The sequence below is a fragment of the Lentibacter sp. XHP0401 genome, assembly GCF_025751535.1.
Taxonomy (GTDB): domain Bacteria; phylum Pseudomonadota; class Alphaproteobacteria; order Rhodobacterales; family Rhodobacteraceae; genus Lentibacter.
The window spans coordinates 157,448-172,627 of record NZ_JAOWLC010000004.1 but is presented as its reverse complement, the minus strand read 5'-3'; the positions used below and the strand labels follow the sequence as shown (position 1 = coordinate 172,627).

At 52.6% G+C, this 15,180-nt stretch carries 13 protein-coding genes and 1 riboswitch; of the genes, 1 reads left to right on the top strand and 12 read right to left on the bottom strand.

From position 1 onward, the window contains the following. Positions 1–3: 3 nt before the first annotated feature. The 8 genes from nrdF to OE750_RS07125 all read right to left on the bottom strand — a co-directional run bounded on the left by nrdF (position 4) and on the right by OE750_RS07125 (position 10,541). Positions 4–978, bottom strand: a complete 975-nt coding sequence (nrdF, locus tag OE750_RS07160; protein ID WP_263762975.1) for a class 1b ribonucleoside-diphosphate reductase subunit beta — start codon at positions 976–978, stop codon at positions 4–6. Positions 979–986: 8 nt separating this feature from the next. Next, the gene (gene nrdE / locus OE750_RS07155; RefSeq protein WP_263762974.1) at positions 987–3,113 is read right to left on the bottom strand and encodes a class 1b ribonucleoside-diphosphate reductase subunit alpha; all 2,127 of its coding nucleotides are present in this window, start codon (positions 3,111–3,113) and stop codon (positions 987–989) included. After that, positions 3,095–3,511 carry a class Ib ribonucleoside-diphosphate reductase assembly flavoprotein NrdI gene (gene nrdI, locus OE750_RS07150; RefSeq protein WP_263762972.1) on the bottom strand — a complete coding sequence of 139 codons (417 nt, stop codon included), beginning with the start codon at positions 3,509–3,511 and terminating at the stop codon, positions 3,095–3,097. Before nrdI ends, nrdE begins: the two co-directional genes overlap by 19 nt. Before the next feature lie 6 nt (positions 3,512–3,517). Beyond that, positions 3,518–3,739, bottom strand: a complete 222-nt coding sequence (gene nrdH, locus OE750_RS07145; protein WP_263762969.1) for a glutaredoxin-like protein NrdH — start codon at positions 3,737–3,739, stop codon at positions 3,518–3,520. 102 nt (positions 3,740–3,841) lie between these two features. Continuing rightward, positions 3,842–4,034, bottom strand: a riboswitch (cobalamin riboswitch). 241 nt (positions 4,035–4,275) lie between these two features. Next, positions 4,276–5,751 (bottom strand): sodium:solute symporter family protein, encoded by a 1,476-nt coding sequence (locus OE750_RS07140; RefSeq protein WP_263762967.1) that lies wholly within the window; start codon positions 5,749–5,751, stop codon positions 4,276–4,278. Further along, positions 5,748–5,933 carry a hypothetical protein gene (locus OE750_RS07135; protein WP_263762965.1) on the bottom strand — a complete coding sequence of 62 codons (186 nt, stop codon included), beginning with the start codon at positions 5,931–5,933 and terminating at the stop codon, positions 5,748–5,750. Before OE750_RS07135 ends, OE750_RS07140 begins: the two co-directional genes overlap by 4 nt. Positions 5,934–6,257: 324 nt before the next feature. Beyond that, a complete protein-coding gene (locus OE750_RS07130; RefSeq protein ID WP_263762963.1) occupies positions 6,258–9,365 on the bottom strand; it encodes an efflux RND transporter permease subunit in 3,108 nt (1,035 codons plus the stop codon). Between the two features lie 21 nt (positions 9,366–9,386). Next, entirely contained in the window at positions 9,387–10,541 is a 1,155-nt protein-coding gene (locus OE750_RS07125; protein ID WP_263762961.1) for an efflux RND transporter periplasmic adaptor subunit, read from the bottom strand. A gap of 188 nt (positions 10,542–10,729) precedes the next feature. Here OE750_RS07125 and OE750_RS07120 point away from each other — a divergent pair, with 188 nt between their 5' ends. Continuing rightward, positions 10,730–11,398, top strand: a complete 669-nt coding sequence (locus OE750_RS07120) for a TetR/AcrR family transcriptional regulator (protein WP_263762959.1) — start codon at positions 10,730–10,732, stop codon at positions 11,396–11,398. A gap of 237 nt (positions 11,399–11,635) precedes the next feature. Here OE750_RS07120 and OE750_RS07115 read toward each other — a convergent pair whose 3' ends face one another. The 4 genes from OE750_RS07115 to OE750_RS07100 are packed head-to-tail and all read right to left on the bottom strand — an operon-like array spanning position 11,636 to position 15,167. Beyond that, positions 11,636–12,118, bottom strand: a complete 483-nt coding sequence (locus OE750_RS07115; protein WP_263762956.1) for a GNAT family N-acetyltransferase — start codon at positions 12,116–12,118, stop codon at positions 11,636–11,638. A 3-nt stretch (positions 12,119–12,121) separates the two neighbouring features. Continuing rightward, positions 12,122–13,048 carry a 3-keto-5-aminohexanoate cleavage protein gene (locus OE750_RS07110; RefSeq protein WP_263762954.1) on the bottom strand — a complete coding sequence of 309 codons (927 nt, stop codon included), beginning with the start codon at positions 13,046–13,048 and terminating at the stop codon, positions 12,122–12,124. Positions 13,049–13,057: 9 nt separating this feature from the next. Further along, positions 13,058–14,395 carry an aspartate aminotransferase family protein gene (locus OE750_RS07105; RefSeq protein WP_263762952.1) on the bottom strand — a complete coding sequence of 446 codons (1,338 nt, stop codon included), beginning with the start codon at positions 14,393–14,395 and terminating at the stop codon, positions 13,058–13,060. A 10-nt stretch (positions 14,396–14,405) separates the two neighbouring features. After that, positions 14,406–15,167 (bottom strand): amino acid ABC transporter ATP-binding protein, encoded by a 762-nt coding sequence (locus OE750_RS07100; RefSeq protein WP_263762950.1) that lies wholly within the window; start codon positions 15,165–15,167, stop codon positions 14,406–14,408. Between the last annotated feature and the right edge of the window lie 13 nt (positions 15,168–15,180).

Here is a 15,180-nt window from a genome sequence, read left to right as displayed (position 1 = left end):
CCCTCAAAAATCCCAGTCCTCATCTTCCGTAGCGACAGCCTTGCCGATGACATAAGATGACCCGCTCCCTGAAAAGAAATCGTGATTTTCGCTGTCGGGGGAGAGGGCAGCGAGGATCGCCGGATTTACCTCGCAGACTTGTCCGGGAAACAGCGCCTCGTAGCCGAGGTTTTGCAGAGCCTTGTTGGCGTTGTAGTGCAAAAATGCCTTTACGTCTTCGGTGAGGCCCAGATCATCATAAAGCTCGGCGGTGTATTGCGCTTCGATTTCGTAGAGTTCGAACATCAGAGAGAAAGCGAAATCCTTGAGGGCGTCGCGCTCTGTCTGCGACAGTGTTTCGGTGGCCCGCTGGAATTTGTAGCCGATGTAATAGCCATGGATCGCTTCGTCGCGGATGATGAGCCGGATCAGGTCGGCGGTATTGGTCAGCTTGGCGCGACTTGACCAATACATCGGCAAATAGAAGCCCGAATAGAAAAGGAAGCTCTCCAAAAACACCGATGCGATCTTGCGCTTTAGCGGGTCTGCTGCAGAGCTGTATTCTTGCAGGATCAACTTTGACTTGGCTTGAAGGTGCGGATTCTCTTCCGACCAACGAAAAGCTTCATCAACCTCTTTGGTCGAACATAAGGTCGAAAAAATCGACGAATAAGAGCGCGCATGAACGGCCTCCATAAAAGCAATGTTGGTCAGCACGGCCTCTTCATGAGGCGTCTGCGCATCGGGCATCAACGCAGGCGCACCCACGGTATTCTGGATGGTGTCGAGCAGCGTCAGCCCTGTGAACACACGGATCGTCAGGGTGCGCTCTTCAGGCGTCAGCGTGGCCCAGCTTTGCACGTCATTGGAAAGCGGCACCTTTTCGGGCAGCCAGAAATTGACGGTCAGGCGGTTCCAGACCTCAAGGTCTTTATCGTCCTGAATGCGGTTCCAGTTGATTGCACGGGGAACGGCGGTGATGTCGGGAGTATCTTTCATTTGGGTTCTCACAATGTACAGGATACGCAGCCGTCGACTTCCGTTCCCTCTAGGGCGGTCTGACGCAGGCGGATGTAATAGATGGTTTTGATACCTTTTTTCCAAGCATAGATCTGGGCACGATTAATATCGCGTGTCGTGGCCTCAGCCGGAAAAAACAAGGTCAGCGACAGACCCTGATCAACATGCTCTGTTGCGGCGGCGTAGGTATCAATGATCGCTTCCGGCCCTATTTCATAGGCATCCCGGTAGAACTCCAGATTGTCATTGTTCATGAACGGCGCGGGGTAATAGACGCGTCCGATTTTGCCCTCCTTGCGAATTTCGATCTTGCTGACGATTGGGTGGATCGAAGAGGTTGAGTTGTTGATATAGCTGATGGAACCGGTGGGAGGCACGGCCTGCAAGTTGCGATTATACAGTCCGTATTTCATCACCAGTCCGCGTAGTTCTGTCCAGTCTGCTTTTGTGGGTAGGTCTTTGCCCTTGAACAATGCCTTTACCGTATCACTCACGGGCAGCCAGTCATGTGTGGTGTATTTGTCAAAGAAGTCGCCAGTCGCATATGCCGAGTCCGAAAACCCTATGAAGCTCTCACCCTTTTCTTGTGCCAAAAGGTTAGATGCGCGGATTGCGTGATAGGACACGGCAGCGAAATAGACAGAGGTGAACTCGACACCCTCTGCACTGCCATAGTGAATGCGCTCCCGCGCCAGATAGCCGTGGAGGTTCATTTGCCCCAGCCCGATGGCATGGCTTTCATCGTTGCCGCGCCGCACGGAGGGCACAGAATTGATTTCCGACATCTCAGAAACGGCAGTCAGAACGCGAATTGATGTTTCCACCGTCGCGCCAAAATCAGGGCCATCCATCGTTTTGGCGATATTCAGAGAGCCCAAGTTACACGAGATATCCGTGCCCAAGTGATCATAGCCCAGATCGTCGTTGAACGTGCTGGCCTCGTTCACCTGCAGAATTTCCGAACACAAGTTCGACATCGCAATCCGCCCCGCAATTGGGTTTGCACGATTAACTGTGTCTTCAAACATAATGTAGGGATAGCCGCTCTCGAACTGGATTTCTGCCAGCGTCTGAAAGAATTCTCGCGCGTTGATTTTCTTTTTGCGGATGCGTTTGTCATCTACCATTTCGGCGTATTTCTCTGTGATCGAGATATCCGAGAAAGAGACGCCATAAACTCCTTCTACATCGTGGGGCGAGAACAAATACATATCCTCGTTTTTCTTTGCCAACTCAAAGGTAATGTCGGGAATGACCACACCAAGGCTCAGTGTTTTGATACGGATTTTTTCGTCTGCGTTTTCACGTTTTGTGTCCAGGAATTGGAAAATATCCGGGTGATGCGCGCTGAGATACACCGCGCCCGCGCCTTGCCGTGCGCCAAGTTGGTTGGCATAGGAGAAGGAATCCTCCAGCAGTTTCATCACAGGGATCACACCGGAGGATTGGTTTTCGATCCCCTTGATCGGCGCACCATGTTCGCGGATGTTGGTCAGCATCAGCGCCACACCACCACCACGTTTGCTAAGCTGCAAAGCCGAGTTGATGCCGCGTCCGATGCTTTCCATATTGTCTTCAAGCCGTAGCAAAAAACACGAAATCAACTCGCCGCGGCTTTTTTTACCGGCGTTCAAAAACGTAGGCGTGGCGGGTTGAAAACGCCCAGACAGGATTTCGCGCATGAACGCCACGGCTTGTGGTTGATCACCACGTGCCAAGGTCAGCGCGGTCATTACAACGCGGTCTTCATATCGCTCCAGAAACCTTTTCCCGTCGCGGGTTTTAAGCGTGTAGGAGGTGTAATATTTGAATGCGCCCAAGAATGTGGGAAAGCGGAATTTTTGCGCAAACGCATCCTCCCAAATCCGGTGCAAAAATGCCTTGGGATAAGCTTCTAAAACAGCCGCTTCGTAATATCCCTCATCCACTAGATAGCCGAGCTTTTCATCCAGCGAGTGGAAGAATACCGTATTCTGGTTGACATGTTGCAGGAAATACTGACGCGCAGCTTTGCGATCTGCATCAAAACGGATATGGCCCGCCTCGTCATAGAGGTTTAGCATCGCGTTCAGCGCATGATAATCCAGCCCTGCGTTTATACTGTTATCAAGCATTGCGTTCTCCAAAATTTGTCAAGCCCGTCACGGATGCGGGCGATATCGAGTTCTGTTCCTGCCAGCTCGAAGCGGGTGAGCACCGGCACGTTACACTTCTTTGCGATCACGTCTGCCGACAGCGCAAAGGTTGCGCCGAAATTGCGATTGCCAGCGCCGATCACACCACGCAGAAAGACGCGGTTTGAGGGGACATTCAAAAAGCGGATCACCTGTTTTGGAACTGCCCCGCGCCCAGCCCCATCAGCAAAAGTGGGGCAGATCAGCACAAAGGGACCTGCGGGGACTGGCATCGGGTCAGACGGGCGCAGAGGGATACGCGCAGACTTTAGTCCGAGGGCGGCAACCAGCCGCGCAGTGTTGCCCGTGGCAGAAGAATAATAAACCAGCCCGCCCATGTCCCTTTACGCCAACTGGCCGATCATGTCGGGGCGAAAGCCTGCCCAATGCGTATCACCTGCCACAACGACAGGCACCTGACGGTAGCCCATTTCGGTGATATTTTGCATCGCTTCGGTGTCTTGTGTCAGGTCGACAACGCGGTATTTCAGCCCCCGTGTGTCAAGTGCGCGGGTGGTGGCCGTGCATTGCACGCAAGCAGGTTTTGAATAAACTGTGATGGTCATGCCCATATCCTTTTGGTTTTCTGACGAAGGAACAGGGGCGCGCAGGGTATCGGCCTCGTTTGGCCCACAACCTTAAACACGTCCCCAAGCCCTCCGCTCGCGGTAGTCGTATCGTGCTTGGGCAGGTTTCCTGGCTCGCGGCTCGAATGTGCGACCATCCTTCCCGATGCTGGTGCATCAGTGGACAACAGGCCAACACTTGCCGCTTACAGTTGCGGGGGCAGCGCCGGTTTTACACCGACTTCCCTCTTAGCCTGCGACTCGCGCCACAGGAACCAAAGCAACTACATAATGTGCCAGCGATGCAGTGCGTGTCAACATGCTGATTTTTAAATTGCGATCTCTTCTCGCTCTCTCAGAACAAGCCAAGCAATACTCAACCGAACCAATCGTATGTGGAGAAGACTTATGCTGACCAAACCCAGCCCTAGGTGCCTGCAAATGGGCGATAAGCATCACAAAACAGAATGACATCTGCGTCCCATGGCAGTCTTGAAACGTGATACTGGCGATCAATCCGCCAGTGGTCAAATTATTTAGGGAGCGGATTTTCGCGAAAGCGTGTCAGTGGCAGCTTGCATGAATTCATCCGCATGGGACGTGTCAGGGCTGGTTATCAGACTGACCCCAATGAAGAGGATAGTTGCAACCGGAAAGCCGAGAATGCCGGCATTCAATCCGAACAGTGAGTTGCCCGACAGATACATGGCCACGACAAATATGCTGCCAGCAACGATCGAAACAAGCGCCCCTGCCGCAGTCCCTCGCCGCCAGAAAAACGCACCGATCGTTGCGGGAACCATCAGCACAAGACCAACCGACGCTGCAACCGATAGAATGGCAATCATGCTGAACTCCATCCATGCGAAGGCCAGCGCCAAGAGCGAGATAACAGGAATCACCAATTTGCCAATCAGCAACTGTTTCTTGTCTGTCACATCTGCATTCAGGTTCCCGTAAACATCACGCGCAAAGATTGAGGAGAGTGTAAGAAGAATAGAGTCGATGGTCGAAACCGCGGCGGCGATAATAGCGATCATCACGATCAAGCCCAAAACGGGCGGAACCATGTCCGAGGATAAAAGCATCGAAGTTGCAAGATCAGGCCGTTCAAGATCGGGAAAAGCCACAAGCGCCGAAAAGCCCCAGATCACCGAAACCAACGTGTAAATCAAGCCGAAGCACAGGAAAATTAGAAGCATACGCCGCAAGGCCCCAAGCGATGCAGGCATAAACAGCCGTTGGCTAACCTGCGGGTTAGAGATGGAGAAAAATAACCACGGCAGCGTCAGCCCCAGAAATGTCGTGAAACTGAAAAATCCCGGCCCGGGGACGCGCAACATCTCGGGCCGTGTCTCGGCAAGCGTGCCAAACAATCCACCAAAGCCGCCCAGCTTAGAGACAACCAGCCCCGTTACAAACAAGGCCGTGACAATCATCACCACTGCCTGAAGACTGTCTGTCCACATCACCGAGCGGATGCCTGCGATGTAAGAAAACACAATTGCCAGAACCGTCGCAATCACAATGCCTGCTCCGAACGGTATGGTGCCGTCGGTCATGCCTGCAAGTAAATAACCGACGCCGGCCAACTGGACCGCAGAATACGGGATCAGAAAGATCAAACTGACGAGCCCCCCTGCCACCGCAACCCAGCGACTCCCATAGCGATTTCCAAGCATTTCATACGGGGTGACGAAACCATATTTGCGACCTACAGCCCAAAATCTGGGGCCGAAGATGGCAACCAGTGAAACTCCTGCGAAATATATGATCTCGAAACCCAGAGCGCCAACCCCACCCCGATACGTCAGACCGGCAAGCCCCACCATCATGAAAGCCGAATAGGTTGTGGCAGAATATGACAAAGCAGAAACAACGCCCCCCATATTCCTTCCGCCAAGGAAATACTCTGACATTGAAGAAGATGGCCCAACCCGCGAAAGATATGCGACAAAAAGCGAGAACGCGGTGTAGATTACTACCCCCCAGATTACGAGAGACAGTGTCATTTTGAATCATCCTTAAAACCGGCTGTTGCCATCAGATTCAAAACGATGGTGAAAACACCTACAAGTGTCCAAAACAGAAAACTACCATACCATGCACTAACCGAGGCCAGCACAAGATAAGGAACCGCGTAACTGGCGACAATCAAAACACCTATAAGAGTGAAGGATACTTTTCGTAACATTGAGCCTGCCCTTTATGATACTTTGGGCTGAACAACCCGCCCTAGAACTCTCGCGTCAGGCCTATAGTCATATATCGATTGTCATAACGGGCAAGCGGAATATGCGAGCGGTTTCCTTCAATCTCCGCAACCGGCCCAGGTGCAAACCGGCAACATCAATCAGCCCTCAACACTGCTATCGACGGTGGTGCTTACGATTGCGCCTTCATAAATTCTGGCCGCAACAGGCACTACCTTCTGCCCCACACGCAGCGGCATTGCCCGATGTCTGGCGTTCTACACTACAAGGAGAGCCCATTCATCGCGTAGCGGGCATTCGTCTAATTAAGCAGTCTTCGCCTTCTGGCGACTTAAAGTCTTGCGCACCAAGATGAAAAAGAGCGGCACAAAGATGATCCCAAGTATCGTTCCTGTTATTGTTCCTCCGAGCACAGCAGCCCCGACCGAACGGCGCCCACCTGAACCCGCACCCGATGACAGAACAAGCGGGACAACTCCAAGTGAGAAAGCAAGCGAGGTCATAATAATAGGACGGAACCGCAATCGGGCTGCTGTCAAAACAGACTCGTAAAGCTCTTTACCACTATCTACCTGTTCACGAGCAAACTCGACAATCAGAATGGCGTTTTTACCAGTAAGCCCGATGACCGTCAGAAGACCTACCTGAAAAAATACTCCATTCTGAAATCCAAAGTTCCATGCTGTAAAGAGCGTGCCCAAAATCCCTACAGGCATGGCCAGCATCACTGAAAGCGGAATTGCCCAACTCTCGTAGAGAGCTGCAAGGCAGAAGAAAATCGCCGCAAGTGACAATGCATACAGCATCGGCGCCTGAGACCCTGATTCTCGCTCTTCAAGCGAGAGCCCCGTCCATGCCACGGAGAAGCCAGGCAGTTGGTCAACAAAGCTTTCAATCTCCAGCATGGCCTCGCCAGTAGATACATCCGGAGCTGGAGAACCTTGTATCTGCATCGCGGGTGTACCGTTGTAACGGTTCAACCCCTGAGGGCCATAAACCCAGCGTTCACTAGAAAAGTTGGAAAAGGGAACCAACTCGCCTGCTGTGTTGCGCACACGCCATCTCTGAAGATCAGACGGTGTTGCACGTGCGCTGGCTTCGCCTTGCACATAAACGCGCTTGGTGCGGCCATTGTCATTAAAGTCGTTCACATAGGTTCCGGCCATCGCAATCGCCAATGTGTTCCCCACATTTGCGGGTGATACCCCCATTGCACCAGCGGCACGCCAATCAATATCCAGCTTGAACTGGGTTGCATCTTCAAGGCCCGAAGGGCGCGCAGAGGCAATGAGCGGGCTTTGTGCTGCCATCCCCAACACCGTGTTCCGTGCTTCCAGTATCTGCTCGTGCGACTGGCCTCCCTGCGCTTGCAGGTAGAAATCAAAGCCGGAAACATTGCCAAGCTCAGTGACGGCAGGCGGCACGATAGGAAACGCCATTGCCTCCTGAATACCCATCATCGCAGGGAATGCGCGGCCAGCTATGGCCTGAACAGACTGTTCAGGGCTTGGACGTTCATCCCAATCCTTGAGCCGTATGAAAGCCAAGCCATTATTCTGGCCCGCCCCTGCAAAGGAGAACCCAACAACGCTAAACACTGAATCGACGTTTTCACTTTCGTTGTTAAGGAAGTGATCCTGAATTTGTTGTGTGGCTTTCTGTGTGTTTTCGGCGGTTGTCCCTGACGGCCCTTGAACCAGCGCAAGCATAATTCCCTGATCCTCGTCGGGCAAGAAACCTGTCGGTGTTTGCAAGAAAAGCCAAGTAATGCCAGCACCCATCGCGCCATAGACCAGCAACATCCGCAGAGGGCGGCGAATTACAAAATTCACTGTCCATCCATACCCACCAGCAAGTTTGCTAAATGCACGGTTGAATAGCCCAAAAAAGCCGCGCTTGGTGTGGTGGGCATCTTTGCTTTTCAGCAATGTGGCGCACAGCGCTGGCGTCAGCGTCAGTGCAACCAGAACTGAAAGCCCCATCGCGGAAACGATAGTCACGGAGAACTGACGATAGATCACCCCTGTAGAGCCGCCGAAGAAGGCCATTGGAATAAACACAGCCGAAATCACAAGGCCAATCCCAACCAATGCGCCGGTGATCTGGTCCATGGATTTACGTGTCGCCTCGCGAGGGGACAGCCCCTCTTCTTCCATGATCCGTTCGACGTTTTCCACTACAACGATGGCATCATCCACAAGCAACCCGATGGCAAGCACAAGAGCAAGCATCGTCAACACGTTGATGGTATAACCAAACACTCCAAGGATCGCGAATGTGCCAAGTATGACAACGGGAACAGCCAGCGTCGGGATCAGAGTTGCGCGAAAATTCTGTAGGAACAAAAGCATCACAAAGAACACAAGAATAATCGCTTCGATCAGTGTTTTTTGCACTTCATGAATTGAAACCTCAACAAAAGGGGTCGTGTCATACGGGATAACGTAAGTCATACCCTCGGGGAAAAATCCTGAATATTCCTCGATTTTCTCGCGAACGAGTGCTGATGTATCCAGCGCATTGGCTCCCGGTGCCAACTGGACGGCCATCCCCGATGCGGGCTTGCCGTTATACTTAGCGATCGCCATATAGTTTTCCGCCCCGATCTCTACGCGGGCGACGTCTTCAAGCAGGACAAGCCCGCCATCGGCTTCGGAGCGCAGGATAATGTTCCGAAAATCTTCGGGCGTTTCCAAAAGGGATTGTGCAGTGATGGTCGCTGTAAATGCCTGGCCCTCGACAGCAGGAAGAGCACCAAAAGACCCTGCGGAAATCTGGGCATTATGAGATGAGACAGATGCAACTACATCCGAGGGTGCCATATCGAAAGCTGCCAGCTTGGACGGGTCAAGCCAGATACGCATTGCATATTTCGCCCCGAAAACCTGAGTGCCGCCCACGCCTTCTATCCGGCTAAACGCATCAACGAGGTTGGAGTTTAGATAGTCAGACAAATCGGCCTGATCCATGCTTCCGTCTTCCGATATCAGTCCGATCACCATGAGGAAGCCGGCAGACGACTTTTGCACTGTCACACCCTGACGTTGCACGGCTTCGGGCAATAGCGCGGTTGCCTGGGCCAGTTTGTTTTGCACCTGAACTTGAGCAATGTCCGGATCAGTGCCTGTCTCGAACGTAAGCGTGATCGAAGCTGAACCAGATGACGTTGATGATGAGGAAACATAACGCATCCCATCTAGCCCCGTCATCCGCTGCTCGATAATTTGGGTCACTGTATTGGCAACAGTATCAGCTGATGCACCAGGATATGTCGCGTTGATCGTCACCGAGGGTGGAGCAATCTGAGGATACTGCGCCACAGGCAACGTGTAGATAGACAACAGACCCAAGCCCATAATCAGAATTGAAATCACCCATGCAAAAATAGGGCGGTCAATGAAAAAACGGGCCATGGGGTGCTCTCAAATTTGAGTTTAGTTGTTTTCAGCAGAAGGCTCTTCAGCTTCCTGCTCTTGCGGAGCCACTGTAGCGCCAGCGGCAGTTTTTTGAAGCCCAGCAACAATGATACGATCACCAGCAGATACACCTGCGGTTACAACCCAATCCTCGCCGTGGTCACGCAGAACCGTTAGCTTGCGTTGCTCAACGACGTTTTCCTCGTTGACAACGAGCGCCGTGGGCTCACCCCGACGATCACGTGTTACAGCTTGCTGCGGCACCAAGATCGCATCTTTCACGACGCCTTGAGGCATATCAACCTGCACATACATCCCAGGCAAAAGAAACCCCTCAGGATTGGGAAAGGACAGCCTAAGCAAAATTGTCCCAGTGCCTTCGTTTACATGTGGCTCAGCGGCAGAAAGCTCGCCTTGGTGTTCATATATCGTACCATCAGCAAGTTTTAATTGAACCACTTGGCCGAGCTCTTCAGCAAACTCAGCCCCACCGTCGGCGCGGCGCCAACGCAGAATATCAGCGGCGGCTTGTGTCACATCGACATGAACAGGATCAAGCGCGCGGATAATCGTCAAAGGGGTCGCTTGGCCGGAGGTCACAAGCGCCCCAACGCTGACTTCGCTCAATCCAACCACCCCTGCGATAGGCGCACGAACAGCGGTGCGTTCTAGGTCAATTTCAGTTGCAAGCAATTGAGCTTCTGCAACTTTCACACTGGCACTCGATATTTCACGTGCCGAAATAGCATTGTCCAGGTTTTGCTGTGAGACAACGTTTCGAGACTTCAGTTCTTGCTGACGATCGAGTTCTCGTTGAGCCGATCTGAGTGAGGCATTCGCCTGTGCAAGCAATGCTTCTGCAGACGTTTTCTGGGCTTCATATGATGCGGCATCAATACGATAGAGAAGATCACCCTTCGCAACCGGACGCCCCTCAACGTAGAGCCGTTCGCGGATAATGCCATTCACCTGCGGGCGGACTTGTGCTTCAGACGAGGCTGCAACACGGCCGGGAAGTGGGGCTGTTAGAGTAACGTCGTGAGCTTCAAGCGTAACAACAGTAACCGGTACAGGAGGGCGGCCTTCCTGAGCAAACGCGCTCAAGGGCAAGCTTAACGCAAGAAACAGCGTGGCGGAAAACCGACCAAGTGGAGCGGTAAACAATTGGGGCATTGAGAAGAGCTCCATAAATTAAGAGATCATGGGGATAAATACCGTGAATCACGATGAATGTAACACTGGTTACTACCCTATCAGGAAATGAAAAAACACCCTTGCGATACGATTAAGGAAACCAGATAGTTTTGTAAAGATTATTTCCTTTGGCTAATGTTACACCACTTTCTGGGAGCAGCTCTAAGATGAGCGACAAACTTACTGACACGAAAAGCTCCTGCTGCGGGAAAGTGCGGCGCGGTCGTCCGCTACAAATGAAATTGGCGGCCCGAGAGGCCGCTATTTTAAGAACCACAGCGCAACTGCTTTTGGAAAGACCATTTGATGAAGTGACCATGGCGGTGATTGCTGGCAAAGCAGGCATGTCTAAGCGAACAGTATATGAACATTTTAAGAACCGCGAAGATTTACTCACACGTGCAATTATCAACCTTTCAAGCACCATCTTTCTTCCCCTAAGCCTCGAAGACTTGCGCCGGCCGCTGAAGGAAAGATTGTCACTTTTACTACGTTATAACACTCCGACGGGCAGTGGGCCGAACAATCTCGAATTTCTTAGGTCCATTATTGCAAAGGCGAAAAGTTATCCTGATTTAGCACAAAAACTATACGCAACAAGCCGTGGAGCATTGGCTGATTTTGTTCGCGCAGAGGTTTTACGAGCCGTCGGGAGTGGTGAAATTTTTTTAGCCCGGCATGACCTAAATATGGCGGTAGAAATGCTACTCGATATGGCATTCGAGAGTCCCTTGACACGCCTTCTACATCCCTGCTCTCAACCACAGAACCAAGCAGAAATAGAGCGACGTCGTGAACTTGCCATTTCAATATTTTTACAGGGCTGCGCACCCTAGCGAAATATCCTTCCTGTCTTCATCTAACCGTATTGCTCCGTAAGATTTTAAACACCTCACTGTTGGTGCTCCATCAATGCCTGATGCAACCTGCCGCACGCGGAGCTTTGGCGCACAGTCTTTCAACGGCTATCCCAAATTGTTGAGAACAACGAAAACCGCCAGCCATATCACCAAGGACCTGATGTCCGGAGCAACGACACATCGCTTAGGCGGATGTCGTGCCAAGGATAGCTTTCACGAGGTTTCTTTCAGAGCCGCCAGACCTGTGCCTGTCAGGATCATGTTTGTCTCATCGACTTGCCGAATGAAGCCGAGCTGGTCGTAGGCGGCCAAAGCCTGAGGGTTATCATGATAGACTGTGAGCTTGAGAAAATGGCCTGCGTTAAGGCTCACTCCCTCTTGCGCTGTGAGGGCCAGCAACCTGCGTGCAAGCCCCTTGCCGCGTTGGGCCTTTGCAACCCAAAGATCACTGACATAGAGCCCTGCCCCACCACGCACGGTAGAGAACACTCTTGAAGCCAGAGCTATACCCAAGGGCTCACCACCCGCATGAGCCAGCAGCGCAATACAGGGAGCATTGGCCCCGCAAACCGCTTCGCAAAGAGTGTCTTCGTCGGTTAGAAAATCATCACCAAGATCAACGGCAAGCGCGCGCAGGGCTTGGTGAAGAAGCGTTATTTCTTTGAGCGTGACGCGCGCAATTTTTATGTCAGACATGGCTCAAATTCCTGTCCGGTCGCCACCCTTGAGATCGAGTATTTCGCGGGCTTCATCGGCGGTGGCGACAGTGCGGCCCAGTTCTTCGACAATGCGACGGATTTTCAAGACTTGTTCTGCATTGCTTTTGGCAAGCACTCCGCGCGAGATCATCAGGCTATCTTCCAAGCCGACACGGACATGCCCTCCGAGAATGGCTGACATGGTAATAAGCGGGATCTGATGACGGCCTGCGGCCAACACCGAAAAAGCATAATCATCACCAAATAGCTTGTCGGCAATGAGTTTCATGTGGGTAAGGTTTTCGGGGTCTGGCCCTATCCCGCCGAGCACACCGAAGACAAACTGTATAAACAGTGGCCCCTGCACCAAGCCGCGGTCTACAAAATGGCGCAGCATATAGAGGTGACTCACATCATAGCACTCAAACTCGAACCGCGCGCCGCGTTTGTCGCCCATTTCGTGCAAAACATATGCCATATCACGAGGCGTATTCTTGAACACCAGATCGTCAGAGTTTTCGAGAAAAGGCTTTTCCCAATCATACTTCCATTCGGTGATCCGCTCGGCCGCTGGATAGAGCGCAAAGTTCATTGTTCCCATGTTGAGCGAGCACATTTCGGGCTCGGCAAGCTTTGGCGCGGCCAATCTGGCGTCCAGCGTCATCGTGGCGCTGCCACCTGTCGAAATGTTGAGCACAGCATTAGAGCGCTGCTTTATCTGAGGAAGGAAGGCCATGAAATGCGCCGGCTCTGCCGAAGGGCGGCCATCGCCAGGATCGCGGGCATGCAGATGCAAAATAGCGGCGCCCGCCTCGGCAGCACCTATAGAGTGCTCGGTGATTTGCTCGGCTGTGATTGGCAGATGCGGCGACATGGAGGGTGTATGGATTGACCCTGTAATGGCACAGGTGATAATGATCTTTGACATAAGATATCCTTAAGTTGCGCCAGAAAATTGAGGAATTTCAGCCATATACTGCGCTAGTGAGGCATCCAAAATGTCGGTCATTTCGTCCAGCTGAGCCTCGGTCACAATCATAGGTGGGCAGACAAGGAAGTGATCCCCTGACGTGCCGCCGCGCGTGCGACGCGAGTAGATGATGAGGCCGTTGTCATAAGCGATATCAACAAGCCTTGCGTGGGCGTGTAAGTCGGCTGGCAGCGGCTCTTTGCTGGTGCGGTCTGTCATCAGCTCAAAGGCTGTCAGAAGGCCTTTGCCGCGCACATCGCCAACAAGCGGATAGCGCTGCATGAGGCTGCGCAGGCGCTCGGCCAGTTTATCGCCCATGTGCTCTGCATTGCCTGTGAGATCATGCTCTTCGATCTGTTCAAGCACAGCACAGCCAGCAGCGCAGGCGAGCGGATTTCCTGCGTAGGTAAACCCATGAATAAAGCCTCCCGCGTTCATCACTGCCTCGACAATATCATCACGCGCAACCATTGCCCCCAATGGCACGTAACCTCCGCCAAACCCTTTGGAGAGGCTAATAAGATCGGGGGTAACGCCCCAATGTTCGGCCCCGAAGAAGCGGCCTGTGCGACCCCCTCCTGTCATGACCTCATCATGGATGAGCAAGACTCCGTAGCGTGTGCAAATTTCGCGGATGCGTTGCATATAGCCTTTGGGCGGCACAAGTGCACCGGTCGACGCTCCACCGACCGGCTCGACAATAAAGGCGAGCACAGTGTCGGGGCCTTCTTGCAGGATTTTGGCTTCCAGCATATCGGCATAGTAATGGCCTGTGGCTTCAAGCTCGGGGTCAAGTCCGTCAAGATAGGCGCGGGGCGCCGGGATTTTGGGCATCCTTTGCATCATCGGATCGAACGGGGCCGTCATAGGAGCATAGCCCGTGACCGCGAGCGCCCCGAGGGTACAGCCATGATAGCTTGGATAGCGTGAAATTACCTTGTAACGCTGGGCTTGGCCTTGTGTGAGCACGTATTGCCGTGCCATTTTCAAAGCACTTTCGACAGCCTCGGAGCCGCCTGAAACGAAGAAAACCTTGTTTAGCCCTTCAGGTGCAAGCGCAGCCGTCATCGCTGCAAGCTTTTCAGATGACTCGGTCTGAAAGTGCAAACGGTAGCCGAATGTCGAACTGTCCATCTGCGCGCGCATGGCGGCTAGCACCTCCGGATTGGAGTGCCCGATATTGCTGACCATCGCGCCCGAAGAACCGTCGATGTAGCGCTTGCCGTCTTTGCCCCACATATAGATGCCTTCTGCACGCTCAAGCATCGGGCGGAGAGACTTGGTTTGATAGAACAAATTGCTCATGGTGGTGCCTTCAGCGGCTGAGGTGTTTGCGCAAGAAATTGCGTGTGCGTTCTTCTTGAGGGTTTTCAAAAATGACCGAGGGCGGCCCCTCTTCAACGACAACACCCTGATCCATAAACAAAACTCGATCACAAACAGAGGCCGCAAAATCCATTTCGTGTGTAACAATAATCATTGTCATGTGCTCTTCGGCCAATTGCTTCATGACCAAATTGACCTCCTCGACAAGTTCAGGATCAAGAGCAGATGTTGCTTCATCGAAAAGCATCACTTTGGGTTTCATCGCCAAAGCCCGCGCAATAGCCACGCGTTGCTTCTGTCCACCGGAGAGGCGTGATGGGTATTCGTCGATCTTCTCGGCTAGTCCAACCTTGGCCAGTTGTTCCTCGGCAAGCTTGTTGGCTTCGTCTTCTGACAACCCTTTAAGCATTCGCGGCGCAAGTGTGATGTTGCCGCGCACAGTGAGGTGTGGAAACAAATTGAAATGCTGAAACACCATGCCAATATCTTGGCGTACCTGATTAACGTGCGCTTCATACTGGCGATGCGGAAGTGTTTTGTTAACTTGCACACCTTCAAGCCAGACTTCCCCTGAAGTCAGAGGATCGAGTTCGTTTATCGCCCGCAGAAGTGTCGATTTTCCCGAGCCTGACGGACCAATGATCGCAACAATCTGACCACGCTCGACTGTCAGATTGATATCCTTAAGGACTTGAAGTGCGCCAAAGCTTTTGGCCGCGTTCTTGATTGTGACGAAGGCTTGATCTGTCATGTGGTTTCTCCCA

Excerpts from the sequence above, each read along its gene's own strand:
- nrdF (WP_263762975.1), bottom strand. The coding sequence starts at position 978 with ATGAAAGATACTCCCGACATCACCGCCGTTCCCCGTGCAATCAACTGG.
- nrdE (WP_263762974.1), bottom strand. The coding sequence starts at position 3,113 with ATGCTTGATAACAGTATAAACGCAGGGCTGGATTATCATGCGCTGAAC.
- nrdI (WP_263762972.1), bottom strand. The coding sequence starts at position 3,511 with ATGGGCGGGCTGGTTTATTATTCTTCTGCCACGGGCAACACTGCGCGG.
- nrdH (WP_263762969.1), bottom strand. The coding sequence starts at position 3,739 with ATGACCATCACAGTTTATTCAAAACCTGCTTGCGTGCAATGCACGGCC.
- OE750_RS07140 (WP_263762967.1), bottom strand. The coding sequence starts at position 5,751 with ATGACACTGTCTCTCGTAATCTGGGGGGTAGTAATCTACACCGCGTTC.
- OE750_RS07135 (WP_263762965.1), bottom strand. The coding sequence starts at position 5,933 with ATGTTACGAAAAGTATCCTTCACTCTTATAGGTGTTTTGATTGTCGCC.
- OE750_RS07130 (WP_263762963.1), bottom strand. The coding sequence starts at position 9,365 with ATGGCCCGTTTTTTCATTGACCGCCCTATTTTTGCATGGGTGATTTCA.
- OE750_RS07125 (WP_263762961.1), bottom strand. The coding sequence starts at position 10,541 with ATGCCCCAATTGTTTACCGCTCCACTTGGTCGGTTTTCCGCCACGCTG.
- OE750_RS07120 (WP_263762959.1), top strand. The coding sequence starts at position 10,730 with ATGAGCGACAAACTTACTGACACGAAAAGCTCCTGCTGCGGGAAAGTG.
- OE750_RS07115 (WP_263762956.1), bottom strand. The coding sequence starts at position 12,118 with ATGTCTGACATAAAAATTGCGCGCGTCACGCTCAAAGAAATAACGCTT.
- OE750_RS07110 (WP_263762954.1), bottom strand. The coding sequence starts at position 13,048 with ATGTCAAAGATCATTATCACCTGTGCCATTACAGGGTCAATCCATACA.
- OE750_RS07105 (WP_263762952.1), bottom strand. The coding sequence starts at position 14,395 with ATGAGCAATTTGTTCTATCAAACCAAGTCTCTCCGCCCGATGCTTGAG.
- OE750_RS07100 (WP_263762950.1), bottom strand. The coding sequence starts at position 15,167 with ATGACAGATCAAGCCTTCGTCACAATCAAGAACGCGGCCAAAAGCTTT.